Consider the following 16,012-nt stretch of genomic DNA (forward strand, 5'->3'; position numbering starts at 1 on the left):
TCCGGGTCCGGGACCCTGCATGGCGGGTAGTTTGACTGGGGCGGTCGCCTCCCAAAGTGTAACGGAGGCGCGCGATGGTGGGCTCAGAGCGGTCGGAAATCGCTCGACGAGTGCAATGGCATAAGCCCGCCTGACTGCAAGACTGACAAGTCGAGCAGAGACGAAAGTCGGCCATAGTGATCCGGTGGCTCCACGTGGACGGGCCATCGCTCAACGGATAAAAGGTACGCCGGGGATAACAGGCTGATGACTCCCAAGAGTCCATATCGACGGAGTCGTTTGGCACCTCGATGTCGGCTCATCACATCCTGGGGCTGGAGCAGGTCCCAAGGGTTCGGCTGTTCGCCGATTAAAGTGGTACGTGAGCTGGGTTTAGAACGTCGTGAGACAGTTCGGTCCCTATCTGCCGTGGGTGTCGGAGTTTTGCGAGGATTCGTCCCTAGTACGAGAGGACCGGGATGGACATACCTCTGGTGCACCGGTTGTCACGCCAGTGGCATGGCCGGGTAGCTAAGTATGGACGGGATAACCGCTGAAAGCATCTAAGCGGGAAACCCACCTCTAAACCAGAGCTCCCTTGAGAGCCGTGACAGACCATCACGTCGATAGGAGGCATGTGGACCGGCAGCAATGCCTGAAGCTAAGCCTTACTAATCGCTCGATCGGCTTGATCTCGACACCACAAACCGCGCCATGCGCAGCAGCAAGCCTGCTCCAAAGCAGTGCTTGACCAGCGCACAGCCGTTCGATCCATCCTCCTCACTTGCACGAACAAGCATACAGCGCTTTCGGTAACGGCGTCGGTCTTGTGCCTCGGTGACCTGGTGGTCATGGCGAGGTGTCAAACACCCGATCCCATCCCGAACTCGGCCGTGAAAAGCCTCCGCGCCAATGGTACTGCGTCTTAAGACGTGGGAGAGTAGGTCGCCGCCAGGTCGCTCAGGCACAAGAGACGCTCCTCGCAAAGCGCACATGCTTGCATCTTCACACTGATCACAAACGCCCCGCCTCGAAAGAGACGGGGTGTTTTCCTGTTTGGGCTGGATCACCGCAATTCAAAAGCAAGCGACGGAGTGTGCCGGTTTGTCCGGCAGTTCAGATTGCTCCCTCACCACACCACGGAACCTGTAAGGTTCGTGCAGAGAGAGGGACACATGACCGTCGCACTGGGTACTGCCGCCGCCGATCCTGTCATTACCGATGTGGAGGCGGAGCGCTGGGAGGCGTTGCGCCGCCGCGATCCAGCCGCCGACGGGCGGTTCGTTTATGCGGTCCGCAGCACCGGCGTCTATTGCCGGCCAAGCTGTGCCGCACGGCCGGCACGGCCGGAGAATGTCGCCTTCTATGCCACCAATGCCGAGGCCGAACGGGCAGGCTTCCGGCCCTGCAAACGCTGCCGGCCGGATGGGCCGAGCCAGGGCGACCGCCGCGCCGAGGCCGTTGCCGCTGCCTGCCGCCTGATCGAGGAGGCGGAGGAAGCGCCCCAACTGGAAGAACTCGCGGCGGCAGCCGGGATGAGTCGCACCATTTCCACCGCATCTTCAAGCAGGTGACCGGGGTCACCCCGCGAGCCTATGTCCAGGCCCAGCGTGCCGCCCGCGTCGCCGATGCCTTGCAGCAGGCCGGCAGCGTGACCGAGGCGATCTATGAGGCCGGCTATGGGTCCTCCGGACGGTTCTATGAGACCGCGGGCGCACGGCTGGGAATGACGCCCACCAGCTACCGCAGGGGTGGGGCAGGGGAAACGATCCGCTTCGCGGTCGGCGTTTGCTCGCTGGGCTCAATTCTGGTGGGGGCGACGGAGCGCGGGGTGTGTGCGATCCTGCTCGGCGACGATCCCGACCTGCTGCTCCGTGATTTGCAGGACCGCTTTCCGAGGGCGGAACTGATCGGGGGCGACCCAGCCTTCGAGGCCACGGTGGCGCAGGTGGTGGGATTTGTCGAAGCGCCAGGGACGAGCCTCGCCCTGCCGCTGGATATCGGAGGCACCGCTTTTCAGCAGCGGGTATGGCAGGCGCTGCGTGCCATTCCGGCCGGCAGGACCGCCAGTTATGCCGAGATCGCGACTGCCATCGGCGAGCCGGCGGCGGTGCGGGCGGTGGCGCGCGCCTGCGGCGCCAACCCACTGGCAGTGGCGATTCCCTGCCATCGGGTGGTGCGGTCGGATGGTGGCCTGTCCGGCTATCGCTGGGGCGTGGAGCGCAAGCGCGGCCTGCTGGACCGCGAACGCAAGGAGGCGACACGGTGATGGCGCTGGAGGATCGGGACTGGACGCGCATCGGCGCGGAACTGGAGTTGGTGGGTCATGCCGTCGTCGGGCCTCTGCTGGATGGGGAGACCTGCAAGGCCTTGGCGGGGCTCTACGGGCAGGACGCCCCCTTTCGCAGCCGGGTGGTGATGGAGCGGCATGGCTTCGGCAAAGGCGAGTACAAATATTTCAGCCACCCGCTGCCGGAGCCGATTGTGGCGCTGCGTGCGCCGCTCTACCACCGGCTGACACCGGTCGCCAACCGCTGGGCTGCCGCGATGGGGCTCGATGCCCGCTATCCGGCGGAGCATGCCGAGTTTCTGGAGCGTTGCCATGCGGCTGGACAGACCCGTCCAACGCCGCTGCTGCTGAAATATGGTCCCGGCGACTACAACTGCCTGCATCAGGATCTGTATGGCGAGACGGTGTTCCCGTTGCAGGTCGCCATTCTGCTGTCGGCACCGGGAACGGACTTCACCGGCGGCGAGTTCGTCCTGACCGAGCAGCGGCCGCGCATGCAGTCGCGCGCCACCGTCGTGCCGCTAGAGCTGGGCGAGGCGGTGATCTTCGCGGTGGACCAGCGCCCGGTGCAGGGCTCCCGCGGGACTTACCGCGTCCGGCACCGCCATGGCGTCAGCCCGGTGCGGTCAGGTGCGCGCTACACGACGGGTATCATCTTTCACGATGCGGCTTGAGACGTCACCCCGCCGCCGACGGCGCCCGCGATCCCATGCCGCGCGCGGGTGAGTAGCCGCGCACTGCCAGTGCAGCGAACAGCAGGGTGGAACCGGCGACGACCGCCAGCGCCAGCCCGTCGATCCGGCCATAGAGGGCGAAACGGATCAACTCCACCCCGTGGGTGAAGGGGTTGAGGCTGCACAGCCACCACAGCAGCGGCCCTGCCTCCTCCATGCGGTAGAGCGGATAGAGCGCGGAGGACAGGAAGAAGAGGGGAAAGACCACGAAGTTCATCACCCCGGCGAAATTTTCCAGCTGGCGGATGGTGGAGGCCAGCACCATGCCGAGCGCCCCCAGCATCAGCCCGTTCAGCAGCAGGGCCGGCAGCACGGTCAGCGGCGCCCAGGCCGGAAGGTCGATGCCATAGAGCCTGACGATCAGCAGGAAGGCCGCCACCTGGAGGACCGATACCACCACCCCGCCCAAGAGCCGCGCTACCAGCAGGAAGGCGCGGGGCAGCGGGCTGGTCAGCAGGATGCGCATGCTGCCCATCTCGCGGTCGTAGACCATCGACAGCGATCCCTGCATGCCGTTGAACAGCTGGATCATGCCGATCAATCCAGGCACGATGTAGACCTCGTAGGGGATGTAGGTCTCATAGGGCGGGATGATGGCGATGCCGAGCGCCGCCCGGAACCCTGCGGCGAAGACGAACAGCCAGACCAGCGGGCGGACCAGCGCGCCGAGGAAGCGTTCGCGCTGGTGGATGAAGCGCAGCACCTCGCGCGTGACGATGCCCTGGAAGGCGATTCCCCAGATTTTCAGCTGCCGTCCGGTCATGCCGCGGCCTCCACGTCGGCGGTGGGTCGGGCGGCGGTCAGCCAGTCGAAGCTCTCCGCCACGGTGGCGCAGCCGGCTTCGGCATTTACTGTGGCGACCGGCCCGCTGGCGCGCACCCGGCCGCGGTGCAGGACCACGACATGGTCGGTGGCAGGGTCGATCTCGTCGATCAGGTGGGTGGCCCACAGCACCGCGATGCCATCCTCCGCGCACAGGGCGTGGACATGGCGGATCAGGGTGCGGCGGGCGGGGATGTCCAGCCCGACCGTCGGTTCGTCCAGCAGCAGCAGGGTCGGGCGGTGCAGCAGGGCGCGGGCGATTTCCACCCGTCGGCGATGGCCGCCGTTCAGCGCCCGCACCTTCTCCCCCCGCCGTTCGAACAGCGACAGGCGGGTCAGTTCCGTCTCGATCCGCCGGTCGGCCTCGCGGCTGCCGATGCCGTGCAGCGAAGCGAAATAGCGCAGATTTGCAGAATTGTCAGGTCGAGGTCGAGGGTGGGCTGCTGGAACACCACGCCCAACTCCGCCAGCGCCTTGCCCGGCGCCTGCGCGACGTCGTGGCCATGGATGCGCACCCGCCCGTCGGTCGGCCGCAGCAGCCCGGTGGCGAGCGCGAACAGAGTGCTCTTCCCCGCGCCATTCGGCCCAAGCAGGCAGGTGAAGGCGCCGGGCATCACGCGGAAGCCGACATCCTCCAGCGCAAGGCGGTTTCCGCCATAGCCGTGGCGCAGCCCCTCGACCTCCAGTGCCGGCACCGTCATTCCGTCTTCCCTTTCCCGTGCCTCAGCCCTTGACCGCCACGCCCCAGGGGTAACGGCCGACCTTGACGGTCTTGGTCACCTTCAGGCTGTCGACATCGATCACCGACACGTCGCCGCTGACCCCATTGGTGGTGTAGAGCATCTTCTGGTCCGGCGTCAGCGCCAGATGCCAGACGCGGCGGCCGACCAGCAGGTAGTCCTTCACCTCGAAAGTCCTGGCATCCACCACCGCGACATGGTTGGCTGGGCCGAGCGCCACGAAGGCATAGCGGCCGTCGTCGGTCAGTTTGACGCCCACCGGCTGGATGCGGTCCTTGGCGACGCCCTTGATGTGGAAATCGACGACCTTCTTCACCTGACGGGTGGCGGTGTCGATGACGCTGACGGTGCCGCCAATCTCCGACGACACCCACAGCTGCGAGCCGTCCTTGGTGAACTGGGCGTAGCGCGGGCGGGGCCGACCAGCGTGTTGTCGACCACCGCGCGTTTTTCCATGTCGATCCAGTGGACCATGCTGGTCGTCTCGGAGGTGTTGACGCCCCAGCGCCCGTCGGGACTGACGTCCATCCCCTCCGGCTCCACCCCGACATCGACCTGGAAGGCGACCTTGCGGGTCGGCACGTCGACCACCGTGACGATGTTGCTGTCCTCGTTGGCGATGATCAGGCTCTTGCCGTCGGGGCTGAGGGCGAATTGCTCGGGGTCCTCGCCCGACGGCAGGTTGTGGACCACCGTCTTGCTGGTAAGGTCGAAGACCTGCACCGTGTGGTCGTCGCTGGCGCAGATGAACAGCTGGGTGCCGTCCCTGGACAGGGTGATGCCGCGCGGGCGCTTGCCGACCTTGATGGTGTCGGTGACCGCCATGGTCTTGCCGTCGATCACCGACAGCGTGTTGTCCTTCTCGTTCGACACATAGATGGTCTGGGCCGAGGCGGCGGACGCCAGGGTGGCGGCGATCAATGCGGCCAGGGAAATGCCGGTGAAGCGGGCGGCGGTCATGGCGTGGTTTTTCCTCGCGTCTTGCAGAGCGTTTCCGGTTGGTCGTAGCCCAGGCTGTCCAGTTCGGTCCGCGGGTGCAGGAAACCCTCCTGCGGCGACACCGACACCAGCGAGCGGTCGGCGGCCAGCAGCACCGGCTGGCGCAGCTGTCCGTCCCAGGGCCGCAGGCTGAGCGGTGCGCCGCGGAAGGCGGACATGGTGAAGTCGGGCGACTGGATGAAGGCGATCAGGCGGTCGGGATCGGCGGTGCGGGCCCGGGCGGCGGCCTTGCCGACGACGCGGACGGCGGTCCAGTCATTGTGGTCGCGCGCCGTCATCGGGCGCTTCGCCGCCGCCTTGAAGCGGGATTGCAGCTGCGCCGCCCCCCATTGCTCGTGCGTGCGGTGCCAGACGGTGGGGACCAGCCCCTGGGTGCCGGCGACCGGGCGCGGATCGGCGGTGCGGTAGGAGAGATAGTCGCCGAACTCCCCGACCTCGTCGGCGACGACCAGCACGTCGTAAGCCTTGGCCTGGGTGAAGACCGGGATCTCGGACTCGGCGGTGCGGTTGACGTCGCTTTCGGCCGTCCACTCCTTCTCCGCGACGATCTGGGCGCCGAAGCGCTTGGCGGCGCGGCGGACGGCATCGGCGTAGAGCTTGTCCTCCGTCCGGCGGCCGGTGACCAGGAACCAGCGCGGCCAGCGTTTCTTCACCAGATATTGCCCGAGCGCGTCGGCCAGCATCGCCCGACTGGGCGCGACATGGACGAGGTTGGCGGCGCAGGCGCTGCCGCGCAGAGCGTCGTCGGGCGCGGTGGCGTTCAGCAGCAGCAGATTGCGTGCCTCCGGCAGCTTCGACAGGGCCTCCACCGTCGCGCCGGGGGCATCGACAACGACGAAGCGGTCGCCCCGGCCGGCCAATTCGCGCAAGGCCGCGGCGGCATCGCCGTCCGGCGCAACCTCCACGCTGTCGAGCACGAAGGACTGCTTCAGGAATTTGCCGGTCGTGTTGTTGTCGGCGATGGCGAGCGTCGCCCCGGCCAGACCGTCGTCGGCCGCCGGCTCGTCCGGGTTGGCGACGGAGGGCGGCGGCTCGGGCGTCTGCGACAGGAAGCCGATGCGGATTTCGCCCACGGCGTCTGCGGCTGTGCCGACACCGGGCGCACCGGCCAGCAGCAGGGCGCCGAGTGCCGCCAGAGACACGCTGTTGAGAAGGCGGGGCAGGCGGAGCTTGGTCATCGTATCCGTCGGAATGCCAACAGTTTGGAGTGCAGCCTATCGGGCGACGCACAACTCCGGAATGCGACTATGGAAGCATGGACAGGGGACGGGGTGGGCAGGGCCGACCGTCCGGGGCCCGCCGACCGGGGTCTGCCGGGCAGGACGGAGGGCATCTTGTACCAAAGTCCAATTATTGGCGTTGCGGAGCAATGGCTATCCTGCCAGCCCGTTCCCCGATGAACCCACCACTGCCGGGACCTGCCATGGCGATTGTGACACGCCGCCGTTTCCTGTCCGGACTGGCCGCAAGCTGTGCGTCCGCCGGGGCTGCGTCCATGCTTGGCGCCCGGCCCGCTGCCGCCAGGCCGCTAGACGAGGTGATGGAGCGCGGACGGCTTCGCGTGGCGGTCTATCGCGGGTTTCCGCCCTTCTCCTTCCAGCGCGACGGCACCCTGGTCGGCATCGACGTCGATCTGGCGCGGGCGATTGCGGGAAAGCTGGGCGTCAAGGCCGACATCTACGAGCAGATCCCCGGCGAGACGGTGTCGGACGATCTGCGCGTGGCGGTGTGGCGCGGCAGCCTGTTCGGCGGCGAGCTGGCCGACATCATGATGCACATCCCCTATGACAAGCGCTTCGGCCTGATGAACCCGGAAGCCGTGCTGTTCGGCCCCTATCATCAGGAGGTCTTCGCGCTCGCCCGCGATCCGCAGCGGGTGCGCTCCGCCGTGTTGGCGACCCTGCCGGACGAGCCGATCGCGGTGGAGATCGACAGCGTTCCCGACTTCTTCCTGCTGGGTTTGCAGGGAGGCCGGCTGCGCAGCCGCATCATCCATTGTCCGACGCCGGAGGCCGCCATCGAAAAGCTGACCGCCGGCGAGGCGGCGGCGGTGTTGGCGCCGCTGAGCCAGGTGCAGGCGGCGCTCGGGGCCAGGATGGAGCAGTTCCCGGTCACCACCGTGACCCTGCCGGGCATGATGACCTCCAGTTGGAACATCGGCATGGCGACCAAGGAGAACTCCCGCGACCTCGCCTACAGCATCGGCGACGCGGTGACGGCGCTGACCGAGGACGGAACGATGGCGAAGATCTTCGCCGCCTACGGCGTCACCCACACGCCGCCGCCGCTGGTGGAGTGAACCGGGGACAAGTGGATGGTTTGCCGTATGGGTCGGGAGAGGTGGATGAGATACGCGCTGCGCCATATGGGACTTGCCGGTGCGATGCTCGTCGCTGCCGCTCCCGCCTTCGCCGCAAGCTCCCCGTCCGATCCGCTGAAATCCGTGATGTGGGACATCCTGCGCGACCAGTATTTCGCCGGCGCTCCGGTCGTGTTCGATACTGCGGTCAAGGTGACCGCTCCGGCGGCGGCGGAGGATACCCGCGCGGTGCCGCTCTCCGTCGACGCCACGGCGCTGGGACAGGTGGTGGAGATGGTGGCGATTGCCGACCTGAACCCCTTCCCACTGGTGTTGCGCTACCACCCCGGCACTGCGGCGCCCTACATCGCCACCCGAATTAAAATCGAGCAGGCCACCGCCGTGCGCGGCGCGGCGCGGACCGCCGACGGGGTCTGGCATGTCTCCGGCGTGCTGGTCGACGCGGCGGGCGGCGGGTGCAGCGCGCCGCCGGCATCCTATGCCCAGAAGGACTGGGCCGACCATGTCGGCGAGGTGCAGGCCCGGCTGTGGCCGGCGGACGAGGATGGGGTGGCGCGGCTGCGGCTGCGCATCCGCCATCCCAACGACACCGGGCTGGTCGACGGCATCCCGGCCTATTTCGTCGAAACCCTGCAGGTGGATGCGCAGACCCCCGGCGGATCGCCGACGCTGGCGCGCATCGACAGCCTGGAGCCGGTGTCGGAGAATCCGGTGTTTTCGCTGGATTTCCGCCCGCCACCGGACGCCACGGCGCTGATCCTGCGCGGCCGGGACAACCAGGGTGGCGAAATCAGGGCAACCATCCCGATGCCGCCGCCCGATGCCAAACCGGCGATGTCCCTGAAACCTGCCGGGCAGCCGTGGAGTGTCGGGCAATGAGCGTGCCGCTGTTGCGCCGGCTGGCGCTGACCGCCGTCCTCACCGCATCGCTGGCAGCCGGTACGATGACCGGTGCGGCACAGGCCGCCGGGACGCTGACCTATGATCTGAAGCCGACGAGAATTGCTCCCGATACCTATGTCTTCGAAGGCTCCACCAAGCATTTCACCCGCGCCAACGGCGGCAACATCCTGAATTCGGGATTCATCGTCACCGGCGATGGCGTGATCGTCATCCAGACCGGCCCGTCCCGCCGCTATGGCGAGGAGATGCGCGCGGCCATCCGCAAGGTCACCGAGAAGCCGATCCGCAAGGTCTTCATCAGCAACCTGCACCCGGATTACTGGCTGGGAAACCAGGCCTTCGCCGATGTGCCGATCGCGGCGCTTCCCGGCACCATCGCCGGCATCCAGGAGGAGGGCAACGGCATCGCCGAGAACATGTACCGGCTGGTCGGCGACTGGATGCGAGGGACCGAGGTGACGTTGCCGACGGAGCCGGTCTATGGCTCGACCGTGAAGTTCGGCGACCACCGCCTGCGGCTGATCCCGCTGAGCGGCCACACCGCCGCCGATCTGATGATCCTGGACGAATTGACGGGCGTGCTGTTTTCCGGCGGCGCGGTGTTCTGCGACCGCACCCCGACCACGCCGCACGCCACCGTCGCCGACTGGCTGAAGGAACTGGACGCGGTCGATGCGCTGGACATCCGGCTGCTGGTGCCCAACCACGGGCACATCCGTCCCGACAAGGCTTGCGTCGCCCAGACCCGCGACTGGCTGACCTGGCTCGACGGCACGCTGCGCGAAGCCGTCTCATCCGGCCTCGATATGGCCGAAGCGTTGGAACTGCCCATTCCGGAGCGGTTCCAAGTGCTTGATGTGCTGCGCGAAGAGTATCGCCGCTCCGTCGCCCATCTCTGGCCAAGGATCGAGCAGGCAAGTCTGCCGCGGGTCAATTGACGGGCTGGGGATCCGGAGGAGAACTGACGCTTACGCCTGCTACTATCCGACAATTTACCCGACCGATCATCCGTCTACACTGCCGAATATCGTAAAGCGATGCGGCCCCTCCGGCCGCCAAAAGCTTGAAAAAGCCGCCCCGATTCCGTTCGCCGCCGCCGGACCCGCCCGTCCGGCGGCAACGGGCGGGCCTTGCCCGGGCGGTGCCGTCATCATCAGTTTTGGGAGGCAACCGCATATGAAGCGCCTGGTTACAAGTCTCGCCCTGGCAGCCTCGCTGACCGCGTTCAGCGCCACCGGCGTCCTCGCCGCCGACGCCGGTGGCCCGTCCAGCGACGATCTGCTGAAGAGCGCCACCAACACCGAAGCGGTCCTGACCTATGGCATGGGGCCGCAGGCCCAGCGCTTCAGCCCGCTGACCGACCTGACTGCCGACACCGTCAAGAAGCTGGTCCCGGTCTGGTCCTTCTCCTTCGGCGGCGAGAAGCAGCGTGGGCAGGAAGCCCAGCCCATCATCTATGACGGCACCATCTACGTCACCGGCTCCTACTCCCGCCTCTATGCGGTCGATGCCCGCACCGGCCACAAGAAGTGGGAATACAACCACCGCCTGCCCGACGGCATCATGCCCTGCTGCGACGTGGTCAACCGCGGTGCGGCGATCTACAAGGACAAGATTTACTTCGCCACGCTGGACGCCCGCCTCGTCGCGCTGAACCGCGAGACCGGCAAGGTGGTGTGGAACAAGAAGCTGCAGGAATACAAGGAAGGCTATTCCAACACCGCCGCCCCGCTGATCGTCGACGGTAAGATCATCACCGGCAATTCCGGCGGCGAGTTCGGCGTCATCGGCATGGTCGAAGCTCGCGATGCCGAAACCGGCGAGCTGGTCTGGCAGCGCCCGACCATCGAAGGCAACATGGGCACGCTGAACGGCAAGGAGTTGACCGTCACCGGCAAGACCAACGCCAGCTGGCCCGGCGACATGTACAAGACCGGCGGCGGCGCCACTGGCTGGGCGGCACCTACGATCCGGAAACCAAGACGCTGTTCTTCGGCACCGGAAACCCGGCGCCCTGGAACTCGCACCTGCGTCCCGGCGACAACCTCTACACCTCCTCCACGCTGGCGATCAATCCGGACAACGGCGAGATCAAGTGGCACTACCAGACCACGCCGCATGATGGCTGGGACTTCGATGGCGTCAACGAGTTCGTGTCCTTCGACCTGAAGAAGGACGGCAAGGTCATCAAGGCCGGCGGCAAGGCCGACCGCAACGGCTTCTTCTACGTCATCGACCGCACCAACGGTAAGCTGATCAACGCCTCGCCTTTCGTCACCAAGATCACCTGGGCCAAGGGCATCGACATCGAGACCGGCCGTCCGATGTACAACGACGACAACCGTCCGGGCGCCCCGGCGACCGCCGATGCGCATGACGCCAAGGGCAAGTCGGTGTTCTCGGCCCCGGCCTTCCTGGGCGCCAAGAACTGGATGCCGATGGCCTACAACCCGCAGACCGAGCTGTTCTATGTCCCGGCCAACGAGTGGGGCATGGACATCTGGAACGAGCCGATCACCTACAAGAAGGGTGCGGCCTATCTCGGTGCCGGCTTCACCATCAAGCCGCTGTACGACGATTACATCGGCGCGCTGCGCGCCGTCGATCCGAAGACCGGCAAGATCGTCTGGGAATACAAGAACCCGGCTCCGCTGTGGGGCGGCGTCCTGACCACCGCCGGCAACCTTGTCTTCACCGGCACGCCGGAAGGCTATCTGAAGGCCTTCGACGCCAAGTCCGGCCAGGAGGTCTGGAAGTTCCAGACCGGCTCCGGCGTGGTCGGCAGCCCGGTCACCTGGAAGATGGATGGCGAGCAGTATGTCGCCGTTGTCTCCGGCTGGGGCGGCGCGGTGCCGCTGTGGGGCGGCGACGTCGCCAAGCTGGTGAAGGACATCAACCAGGGCGGCTTGCTCTGGGTCTTCAAGCTGCCGAAGGCCTGACCGCCAGCGCGGACAAGTGGGAGCAAGGCGGGCCGGAGCGATCCGGTCCGCCTATTCCCGTGTCTGCGGCCTGGAAAGTCATTCCTCGCACAGAATTGACTGTGTCCTACCATAGTCCAATTATTCGTGGGTCCCACTGCTGATAACGTCCGCTCATGCGAAGCAAAGGCCGCGGGGCGGCCAGAAACAGAGGGAACGTCTTTCTCATGAATGCACGGATTGTTCGGCTTGCAGCCGCGATTGGTCTGATCGGCGCCGTCGCTCTTCCCGGTCTGGTTTACGCCCACGGCGATGTCGTCCCGCAGCCGGTGGACACCACCGGGCTGGACAAGCTGGGTGAAAAGTGGCGGGACAGCAATCCCTACCGTGGCAACCCGCGCGCCATCGAGATCGGTTCGTCCGCCTTCAACCAGAACTGCGCGCGCTGCCATGGGTTGGGCGCGGTGTCGGGCGGCATCGCCCCCGACCTGCGCTACCTGGAGAAGGGCGATGCCGGCGACGAGTGGTTCAAGGAGCGCGTCACCAACGGCTCGATCCGCAACGGCGTGACCTACATGCCGCAGTTCGGTGAAGCGCTGGGGCAGGAGGCGCTGTGGTCGATCCGCTCCTGGCTCGAAACCGTGCATGAGGAGTGACCCCTGCCGGATCGTTGGCTCCTTCCCTCTTCTCCTCTCTTCCAAGGTGGTCATCCATGATTTGCAGAACCGCATCCCTGGTCGCCGTCGCGGCGGCCCTGCTGACCGCACCGGCCTTCGCCGCCGATCACGCCACGCCGGAGCAGGCCAAGTCCCTGGTCGCCGAGGCCGTCGCCTATCTGAAGGCCAAGGGGCCGGACGAGGCGACCAAGGCCTTCCAGGACCCCAAGGGCAGCTTTCGCCGCGGTGAGCTGTATGTGTTCGTCTTCGACACCGACGGCCGCTATGTCGCCTCCGGCGCCAACCCGAAGCTGGCCGGCTCCAACGCCGCCGATCTGAAGGACGCGGAAGGCAAGCCCATCGTCCAGGCGATGATCACCGAGACCAAGGAAAAGCCGACCGCCGTCATCGACTATGTCTGGCTGAACCGCCAGACCAACAAGGTCGAGCACAAGCATTCCTACGTCACCCGCGATGGCCGTTACATCGTCGGCGCCGGGACATACGATCAGTGACGGTCTGAGACTTCCGCCGTCGGATAGCGTCTGAAACAATTCCGCCCGCCTCCCGTACGAAGGTCTGCTTCGTACGGGAGGCGGGCGGACGTCTGTCTGGGGCAGGGGAGGGGCCGGGTTTCAGTACAGCTCCTGCGCCTCGCGCGCATAGTCCAGCAGCTTTTCCACCGACCGCGTGCGGTCCGCCGTTTCGGCGAAGCGGGTGCGTGCCGCCTCGGCAGCCTGCGCCCGCACGGCGGCATCCTGTCCAAGCGCCGCGGCGCGGTCCAGGAAGGCCGTCTCGTCGGCAACGGTCAGGGTGGGACCGACGATCCCGGCGACGTCGCCCTGGGCATAGGTCACCACCGGCAGCCCGTCCGCCAGAGCGAAGGCCGCGCTGCCGCCGCCGCCCTGGCGCGGCGGGTTGAGATAGGCCGTCGCCACGCCATACAGCCCGCGAATGGCGTCGACATGTCCCAACGCCTGCATCCGCGCCGCGTTGCGGGTGGCGGCGATCCGGCCCGGCAGGTCGGTCACCGCGCCGGCGAAGGCGACATGCGCATCGGGCACGCGGTCGAGCAGGCGGTCGAGCGTTTCAAGGAACTCCGGCCCGACCTCCTGATCCAGGCGGTTGCCGACGACGACATAGAGCGGCCCGTCGGCCGGCAGGCCGAAATCGGCGCGGCTGCGCGCCGGACCGGCATCCGGCAAGGTCCAGCCGAAGAAGAAGGGGCGGAAGCGCGCCCGTGCCTCCTCCGGCCAGCCGGCGGCGCTGTCCTCCGGGGCATAGCCCAGCAGAAGCGTGGCGAGCGAGGGCGGCAGGCCGCTGGAGGTCGGCAGGAACACCACCGGCCGGCTGCGGGCGAACAGATCGGCCACCGTGTTGGAGCCGCCGAAGGCAACGATCACGTCGGGATCGAAGCGCTGCACCGCATCGACGATGGCGGTCAGCTTCTCCTCGTCGAAACGCGGCTGCGGGAAGGACAGCATGCGGACCTTGGCGCCGAAGGCGGTCAGGGTCTGTTCGCCGTCATACTCCGCGGTGACGTTGTAGCTGTATTCGGGAACGAAGCCGTTCTCGCCTTCCACCGCCATGGCGTTGGGGTTGACAATCAGCACCTGGCAGCCATGGTCGTCCTGCAGCCGGCGGGCATAATCGAAGGCGTCGGCGGTCGGCTGGTGCCCCTCGCCCAGCATCTGGTTGGTGATCAGCGCCACCCGTTTCACCGCAGTGCGCGGCGCCACCCGGCGCAGGCGGGTGTCGAGGCCGTAGCGGCGTGCCGTCTCTTCCACCAGCAGTCGGTAGAACCGGCGGAATTCGCCGGTGGTGAAGGCGCTGACATCGCCCTTGCGCGTGTCGCCCTGGAACAGCCGCATGGCGATGCCCCAGTAGGCGTAATGCATCGACGGGATGGAGAAGCGCAGCGGGTCGTCCAGTGCCGTGTTCACCAGGGCGCTGTAATGGGCCACGTCGCCGGTCAGCAGGAAAAGCAGCGACTGGCGCCGCATCACGTCGCTCATGGTGTAACGGGCATCGACCTCGGCGGCGGCGGCGGCGCGGATGTCGTCGTCATAGCGGCGGATCAGGTTGGCGAGCGCCCCGACATTGCCCCAGCCCTCTCCCTCGTTGGTCAGCAGGGTCAGGGCGCGGGCGAAGCTCATCGCCGCCTCGCGGTGGCGGCCGGACGCGTGCAGGGCGTGACCCAGATTGGCATGGAACAGCGGGGAACCGTCATCGCCGGCCACTGCCTGGGCGATGCGGTCGACCGCCTCGTCCGCCCGGCCGGATTGCAGCGCGATCACCCCCAGCAGATGCAGGGCGTCCGGATGGCCGGGAGACGCGTCCAGCACGTCGCGGTACAGCCGTTCGGCTTCCGCGGTGCGGCCGGCGCGGTGGTGTTCCGTTGCGACGGCCAACGTCTGCTCGATCTGGTCCATGATGCACGTCCTTGCTGTCCGGGGCGGCCGCGTTCCCCGGCGACCGTCGTCCCATGCTGTTTACCCTGTTTTAGGGGACACGCGATCAACTTTCCGCATGCATGGATTTACGACCTTTCGGGGAGACCGAGGCCGCGGCGCCCTCCTCCGACCGACAACAGCCACCACCGCCATCCTGGCACGGTGTCTTTTGTGGGCTTTCCTCGCCCTTGCCGGGATCGCCGGGGCGGGTTCGGTCCAGGCGGCCGATCCGGGGCCGGCCGATCCGGGAGCGGTCGATCCCAAGCCGGGCGGCCGGTCGATTGCCATCAGCCTTGCCGACCGCCGCCTCTACCTGACCGATCCCGACGGCGGAACCCGCAGCTTTCCGGTCGCCATCGGCCGTCCCGGCGTGCCGATTCCCGTCGGCGGCAGCAGCATCCAGCGCAAGCGCCGCGACCCGACATGGCGGCCGACCGCCAACCAGCGGCGCGACAACCCCACCTTGCCGCGGGCGGTTCCGCCCGGACCGAATAACCCGCTGGGCCGGTTCGCGCTCGATCTCGGCTGGCCGGCCATCGCCATCCACGGCACCAACGACCCGGACTCGATCGGCACACGGGCCAGCGGCGGCTGCTTCCGCATGCTGCCCGCGGACATCGAAACCGTCTTCGCGGCGGCGGAGGTCGGCATGCCGGTGCGGGTGGTGCGGGAGTCGCTGGGTGGGGCTAAGCCGGAGCTGCCGGCTTCCCGGCCGGCCGGGGCGGTTGCAGTCGCGGCCAAGGCTGCGCCGCCACCACCGCCGGCCGCTGCCGTCCCGGTGCCTGCGGGCGCCATCGCCAAGCCACCGGAGCCGCCACCGGAGCCGCCGCCAGCGCCGGTCGCCGATCCGCGCTGCGCCACCGTGACGGCGCCGCTGCGGCGGATGATCTGCGACGTCCCGGCGCTCGCCTTTCTCGACGGCCGCGCCCGCGCAACGCAGGAACATTTTCTGGCCGGCATCGCCGATCCGGCGACCCGCGCCAATGCGGCCTATGAACTGATCCAGGACGAGCGGCGCTTCCACGAGCGGATCGCGGCACTCTGCTGGATTCGCAGCGGGACCGAGGGGGACACGGCGGTGGCCGCGGCGGCGCAGTCCTGTCTGGCGACGGCACTCGACCGCCGGTTGAATGACGTGGCGGAACGTATCGCGAGCCTGCGCGGCGGGACCCGGATCGCCGGCCAGCCATAGCAGGAT

General features: G+C 67.4%; 16 protein-coding genes, 2 rRNA genes and 1 pseudogene (1 of these 19 running past the window's edge). 12 read left to right on the forward strand and 7 right to left on the reverse strand.

What is annotated here, in order from left to right; genetic code table 11:
- The 5 genes from ABNQ39_RS19090 to ABNQ39_RS19110 all read left to right on the forward strand — a co-directional run.
- Positions 1-675 (forward strand): 23S ribosomal RNA (locus tag ABNQ39_RS19090); it begins 2,071 nt to the left of the window's first position.
- A 145-nt stretch (positions 676-820) separates the two neighbouring features.
- A 5S ribosomal RNA gene (gene rrf / locus ABNQ39_RS19095) occupies positions 821-936 on the forward strand.
- A gap of 218 nt (positions 937-1,154) precedes the next feature.
- Positions 1,155-1,553: an Ada metal-binding domain-containing protein gene (locus ABNQ39_RS19100; protein WP_376959836.1), complete on the forward strand. Its 399-nt coding sequence runs from the start codon at positions 1,155-1,157 to the stop codon at positions 1,551-1,553.
- Complete coding sequence (locus ABNQ39_RS19105; protein WP_376959837.1) at positions 1,550-2,248, forward strand: methylated-DNA--[protein]-cysteine S-methyltransferase; 699 nt, start codon at positions 1,550-1,552, stop codon at positions 2,246-2,248. Before ABNQ39_RS19100 ends, ABNQ39_RS19105 begins: the two co-directional genes overlap by 4 nt.
- Complete coding sequence (locus ABNQ39_RS19110) at positions 2,248-2,943, forward strand: 2OG-Fe(II) oxygenase (protein WP_376959838.1); 696 nt, start codon at positions 2,248-2,250, stop codon at positions 2,941-2,943. Before ABNQ39_RS19105 ends, ABNQ39_RS19110 begins: the two co-directional genes overlap by 1 nt.
- 4 nt (positions 2,944-2,947) lie before the next feature.
- Here the strand turns inward: ABNQ39_RS19110 and ABNQ39_RS19115 are convergent, their stop codons facing one another.
- From ABNQ39_RS19115 to ABNQ39_RS19135, 6 genes are read right to left on the reverse strand one after another with little or no spacing between them, the layout of a single operon-like run.
- On the reverse strand, positions 2,948-3,766 hold the full coding sequence (locus ABNQ39_RS19115; protein ID WP_376959839.1) for an ABC transporter permease: 819 nt from the start codon (positions 3,764-3,766) through the stop codon (positions 2,948-2,950).
- Positions 3,763-4,230, reverse strand: a complete 468-nt coding sequence (locus ABNQ39_RS19120) for an ATP-binding cassette domain-containing protein (RefSeq protein WP_376962631.1) — start codon at positions 4,228-4,230, stop codon at positions 3,763-3,765. The genes ABNQ39_RS19115 and ABNQ39_RS19120 overlap by 4 nt, the downstream gene beginning before the upstream one ends.
- A complete protein-coding gene (locus tag ABNQ39_RS19125; protein WP_376959840.1) occupies positions 4,161-4,526 on the reverse strand; it encodes an ATP-binding cassette domain-containing protein in 366 nt (121 codons plus the stop codon). The genes ABNQ39_RS19120 and ABNQ39_RS19125 overlap by 70 nt, the downstream gene beginning before the upstream one ends.
- Before the next feature lie 22 nt (positions 4,527-4,548).
- On the reverse strand, positions 4,549-4,935 hold the full coding sequence (locus ABNQ39_RS37270; RefSeq protein ID WP_428846403.1) for a hypothetical protein: 387 nt from the start codon (positions 4,933-4,935) through the stop codon (positions 4,549-4,551).
- Positions 4,878-5,525, reverse strand: a complete 648-nt coding sequence (locus ABNQ39_RS19130; protein WP_428846404.1) for a beta-propeller fold lactonase family protein — start codon at positions 5,523-5,525, stop codon at positions 4,878-4,880. Before ABNQ39_RS19130 ends, ABNQ39_RS37270 begins: the two co-directional genes overlap by 58 nt.
- Positions 5,522-6,742, reverse strand: a complete 1,221-nt coding sequence (locus ABNQ39_RS19135) for an ABC transporter substrate-binding protein (protein ID WP_376959841.1) — start codon at positions 6,740-6,742, stop codon at positions 5,522-5,524. The genes ABNQ39_RS19130 and ABNQ39_RS19135 overlap by 4 nt, the downstream gene beginning before the upstream one ends.
- Before the next feature lie 245 nt (positions 6,743-6,987).
- Between ABNQ39_RS19135 and ABNQ39_RS19140 the strand changes: the two genes are divergently transcribed.
- From ABNQ39_RS19140 to ABNQ39_RS19170, 6 genes and pseudogenes are all read left to right on the forward strand, one after another.
- Positions 6,988-7,863: a transporter substrate-binding domain-containing protein gene (locus tag ABNQ39_RS19140; RefSeq protein ID WP_376959842.1), complete on the forward strand. Its 876-nt coding sequence runs from the start codon at positions 6,988-6,990 to the stop codon at positions 7,861-7,863.
- A 45-nt stretch (positions 7,864-7,908) separates the two neighbouring features.
- On the forward strand, positions 7,909-8,763 hold the full coding sequence (locus ABNQ39_RS19145) for a quinoprotein dehydrogenase-associated SoxYZ-like carrier (RefSeq protein ID WP_376959843.1): 855 nt from the start codon (positions 7,909-7,911) through the stop codon (positions 8,761-8,763).
- Positions 8,760-9,725 carry a quinoprotein relay system zinc metallohydrolase 1 gene (locus ABNQ39_RS19150; protein ID WP_376959844.1) on the forward strand — a complete coding sequence of 322 codons (966 nt, stop codon included), beginning with the start codon at positions 8,760-8,762 and terminating at the stop codon, positions 9,723-9,725. The genes ABNQ39_RS19145 and ABNQ39_RS19150 overlap by 4 nt, the downstream gene beginning before the upstream one ends.
- 238 nt (positions 9,726-9,963) lie before the next feature.
- Positions 9,964-11,726 (forward strand): annotated as a pseudogene (locus ABNQ39_RS37275) (methanol/ethanol family PQQ-dependent dehydrogenase).
- Between the two features lie 206 nt (positions 11,727-11,932).
- Entirely contained in the window at positions 11,933-12,361 is a 429-nt protein-coding gene (gene pedF / locus ABNQ39_RS19165; protein ID WP_376959847.1) for a cytochrome c-550 PedF, read from the forward strand.
- A gap of 56 nt (positions 12,362-12,417) precedes the next feature.
- Entirely contained in the window at positions 12,418-12,876 is a 459-nt protein-coding gene (locus ABNQ39_RS19170) for a cache domain-containing protein (protein ID WP_376959848.1), read from the forward strand.
- A gap of 120 nt (positions 12,877-12,996) precedes the next feature.
- Here the strand turns inward: ABNQ39_RS19170 and ABNQ39_RS19175 are convergent, their stop codons facing one another.
- A complete protein-coding gene (locus ABNQ39_RS19175) occupies positions 12,997-14,793 on the reverse strand; it encodes a tetratricopeptide repeat protein (RefSeq protein ID WP_376959849.1) in 1,797 nt (598 codons plus the stop codon).
- 190 nt (positions 14,794-14,983) lie between these two features.
- Between ABNQ39_RS19175 and ABNQ39_RS19180 the strand changes: the two genes are divergently transcribed.
- Complete coding sequence (locus ABNQ39_RS19180; protein ID WP_376959850.1) at positions 14,984-16,006, forward strand: L,D-transpeptidase; 1,023 nt, start codon at positions 14,984-14,986, stop codon at positions 16,004-16,006.
- Positions 16,007-16,012 lie beyond the last annotated feature (6 nt).

The organism is Azospirillum sp. A26, from assembly GCF_042604635.1.
Lineage (GTDB): Bacteria > Pseudomonadota > Alphaproteobacteria > Azospirillales > Azospirillaceae > Azospirillum > Azospirillum palustre.

Bases quoted from the DNA above. Each gene is read 5' to 3' on its own strand.
- ABNQ39_RS19125 (WP_376959840.1), bottom strand. From the start codon at position 4,526: ATGACGGTGCCGGCACTGGAGGTCGAGGGGCTGCGCCACGGCTATGGC.
- ABNQ39_RS19170 (WP_376959848.1), top strand. From the start codon at position 12,418: ATGATTTGCAGAACCGCATCCCTGGTCGCCGTCGCGGCGGCCCTGCTG.
- pedF (WP_376959847.1), top strand. From the start codon at position 11,933: ATGAATGCACGGATTGTTCGGCTTGCAGCCGCGATTGGTCTGATCGGC.
- ABNQ39_RS19135 (WP_376959841.1), bottom strand. From the start codon at position 6,742: ATGACCAAGCTCCGCCTGCCCCGCCTTCTCAACAGCGTGTCTCTGGCG.
- ABNQ39_RS19150 (WP_376959844.1), top strand. From the start codon at position 8,760: ATGAGCGTGCCGCTGTTGCGCCGGCTGGCGCTGACCGCCGTCCTCACC.
- ABNQ39_RS19140 (WP_376959842.1), top strand. From the start codon at position 6,988: ATGGCGATTGTGACACGCCGCCGTTTCCTGTCCGGACTGGCCGCAAGC.
- ABNQ39_RS19145 (WP_376959843.1), top strand. From the start codon at position 7,909: ATGAGATACGCGCTGCGCCATATGGGACTTGCCGGTGCGATGCTCGTC.
- ABNQ39_RS19100 (WP_376959836.1), top strand. From the start codon at position 1,155: ATGACCGTCGCACTGGGTACTGCCGCCGCCGATCCTGTCATTACCGAT.
- ABNQ39_RS19115 (WP_376959839.1), bottom strand. From the start codon at position 3,766: ATGACCGGACGGCAGCTGAAAATCTGGGGAATCGCCTTCCAGGGCATC.
- ABNQ39_RS19175 (WP_376959849.1), bottom strand. From the start codon at position 14,793: ATGGACCAGATCGAGCAGACGTTGGCCGTCGCAACGGAACACCACCGC.
- ABNQ39_RS19130 (WP_428846404.1), bottom strand. From the start codon at position 5,525: ATGACCGCCGCCCGCTTCACCGGCATTTCCCTGGCCGCATTGATCGCC.
- ABNQ39_RS19110 (WP_376959838.1), top strand. From the start codon at position 2,248: ATGGCGCTGGAGGATCGGGACTGGACGCGCATCGGCGCGGAACTGGAG.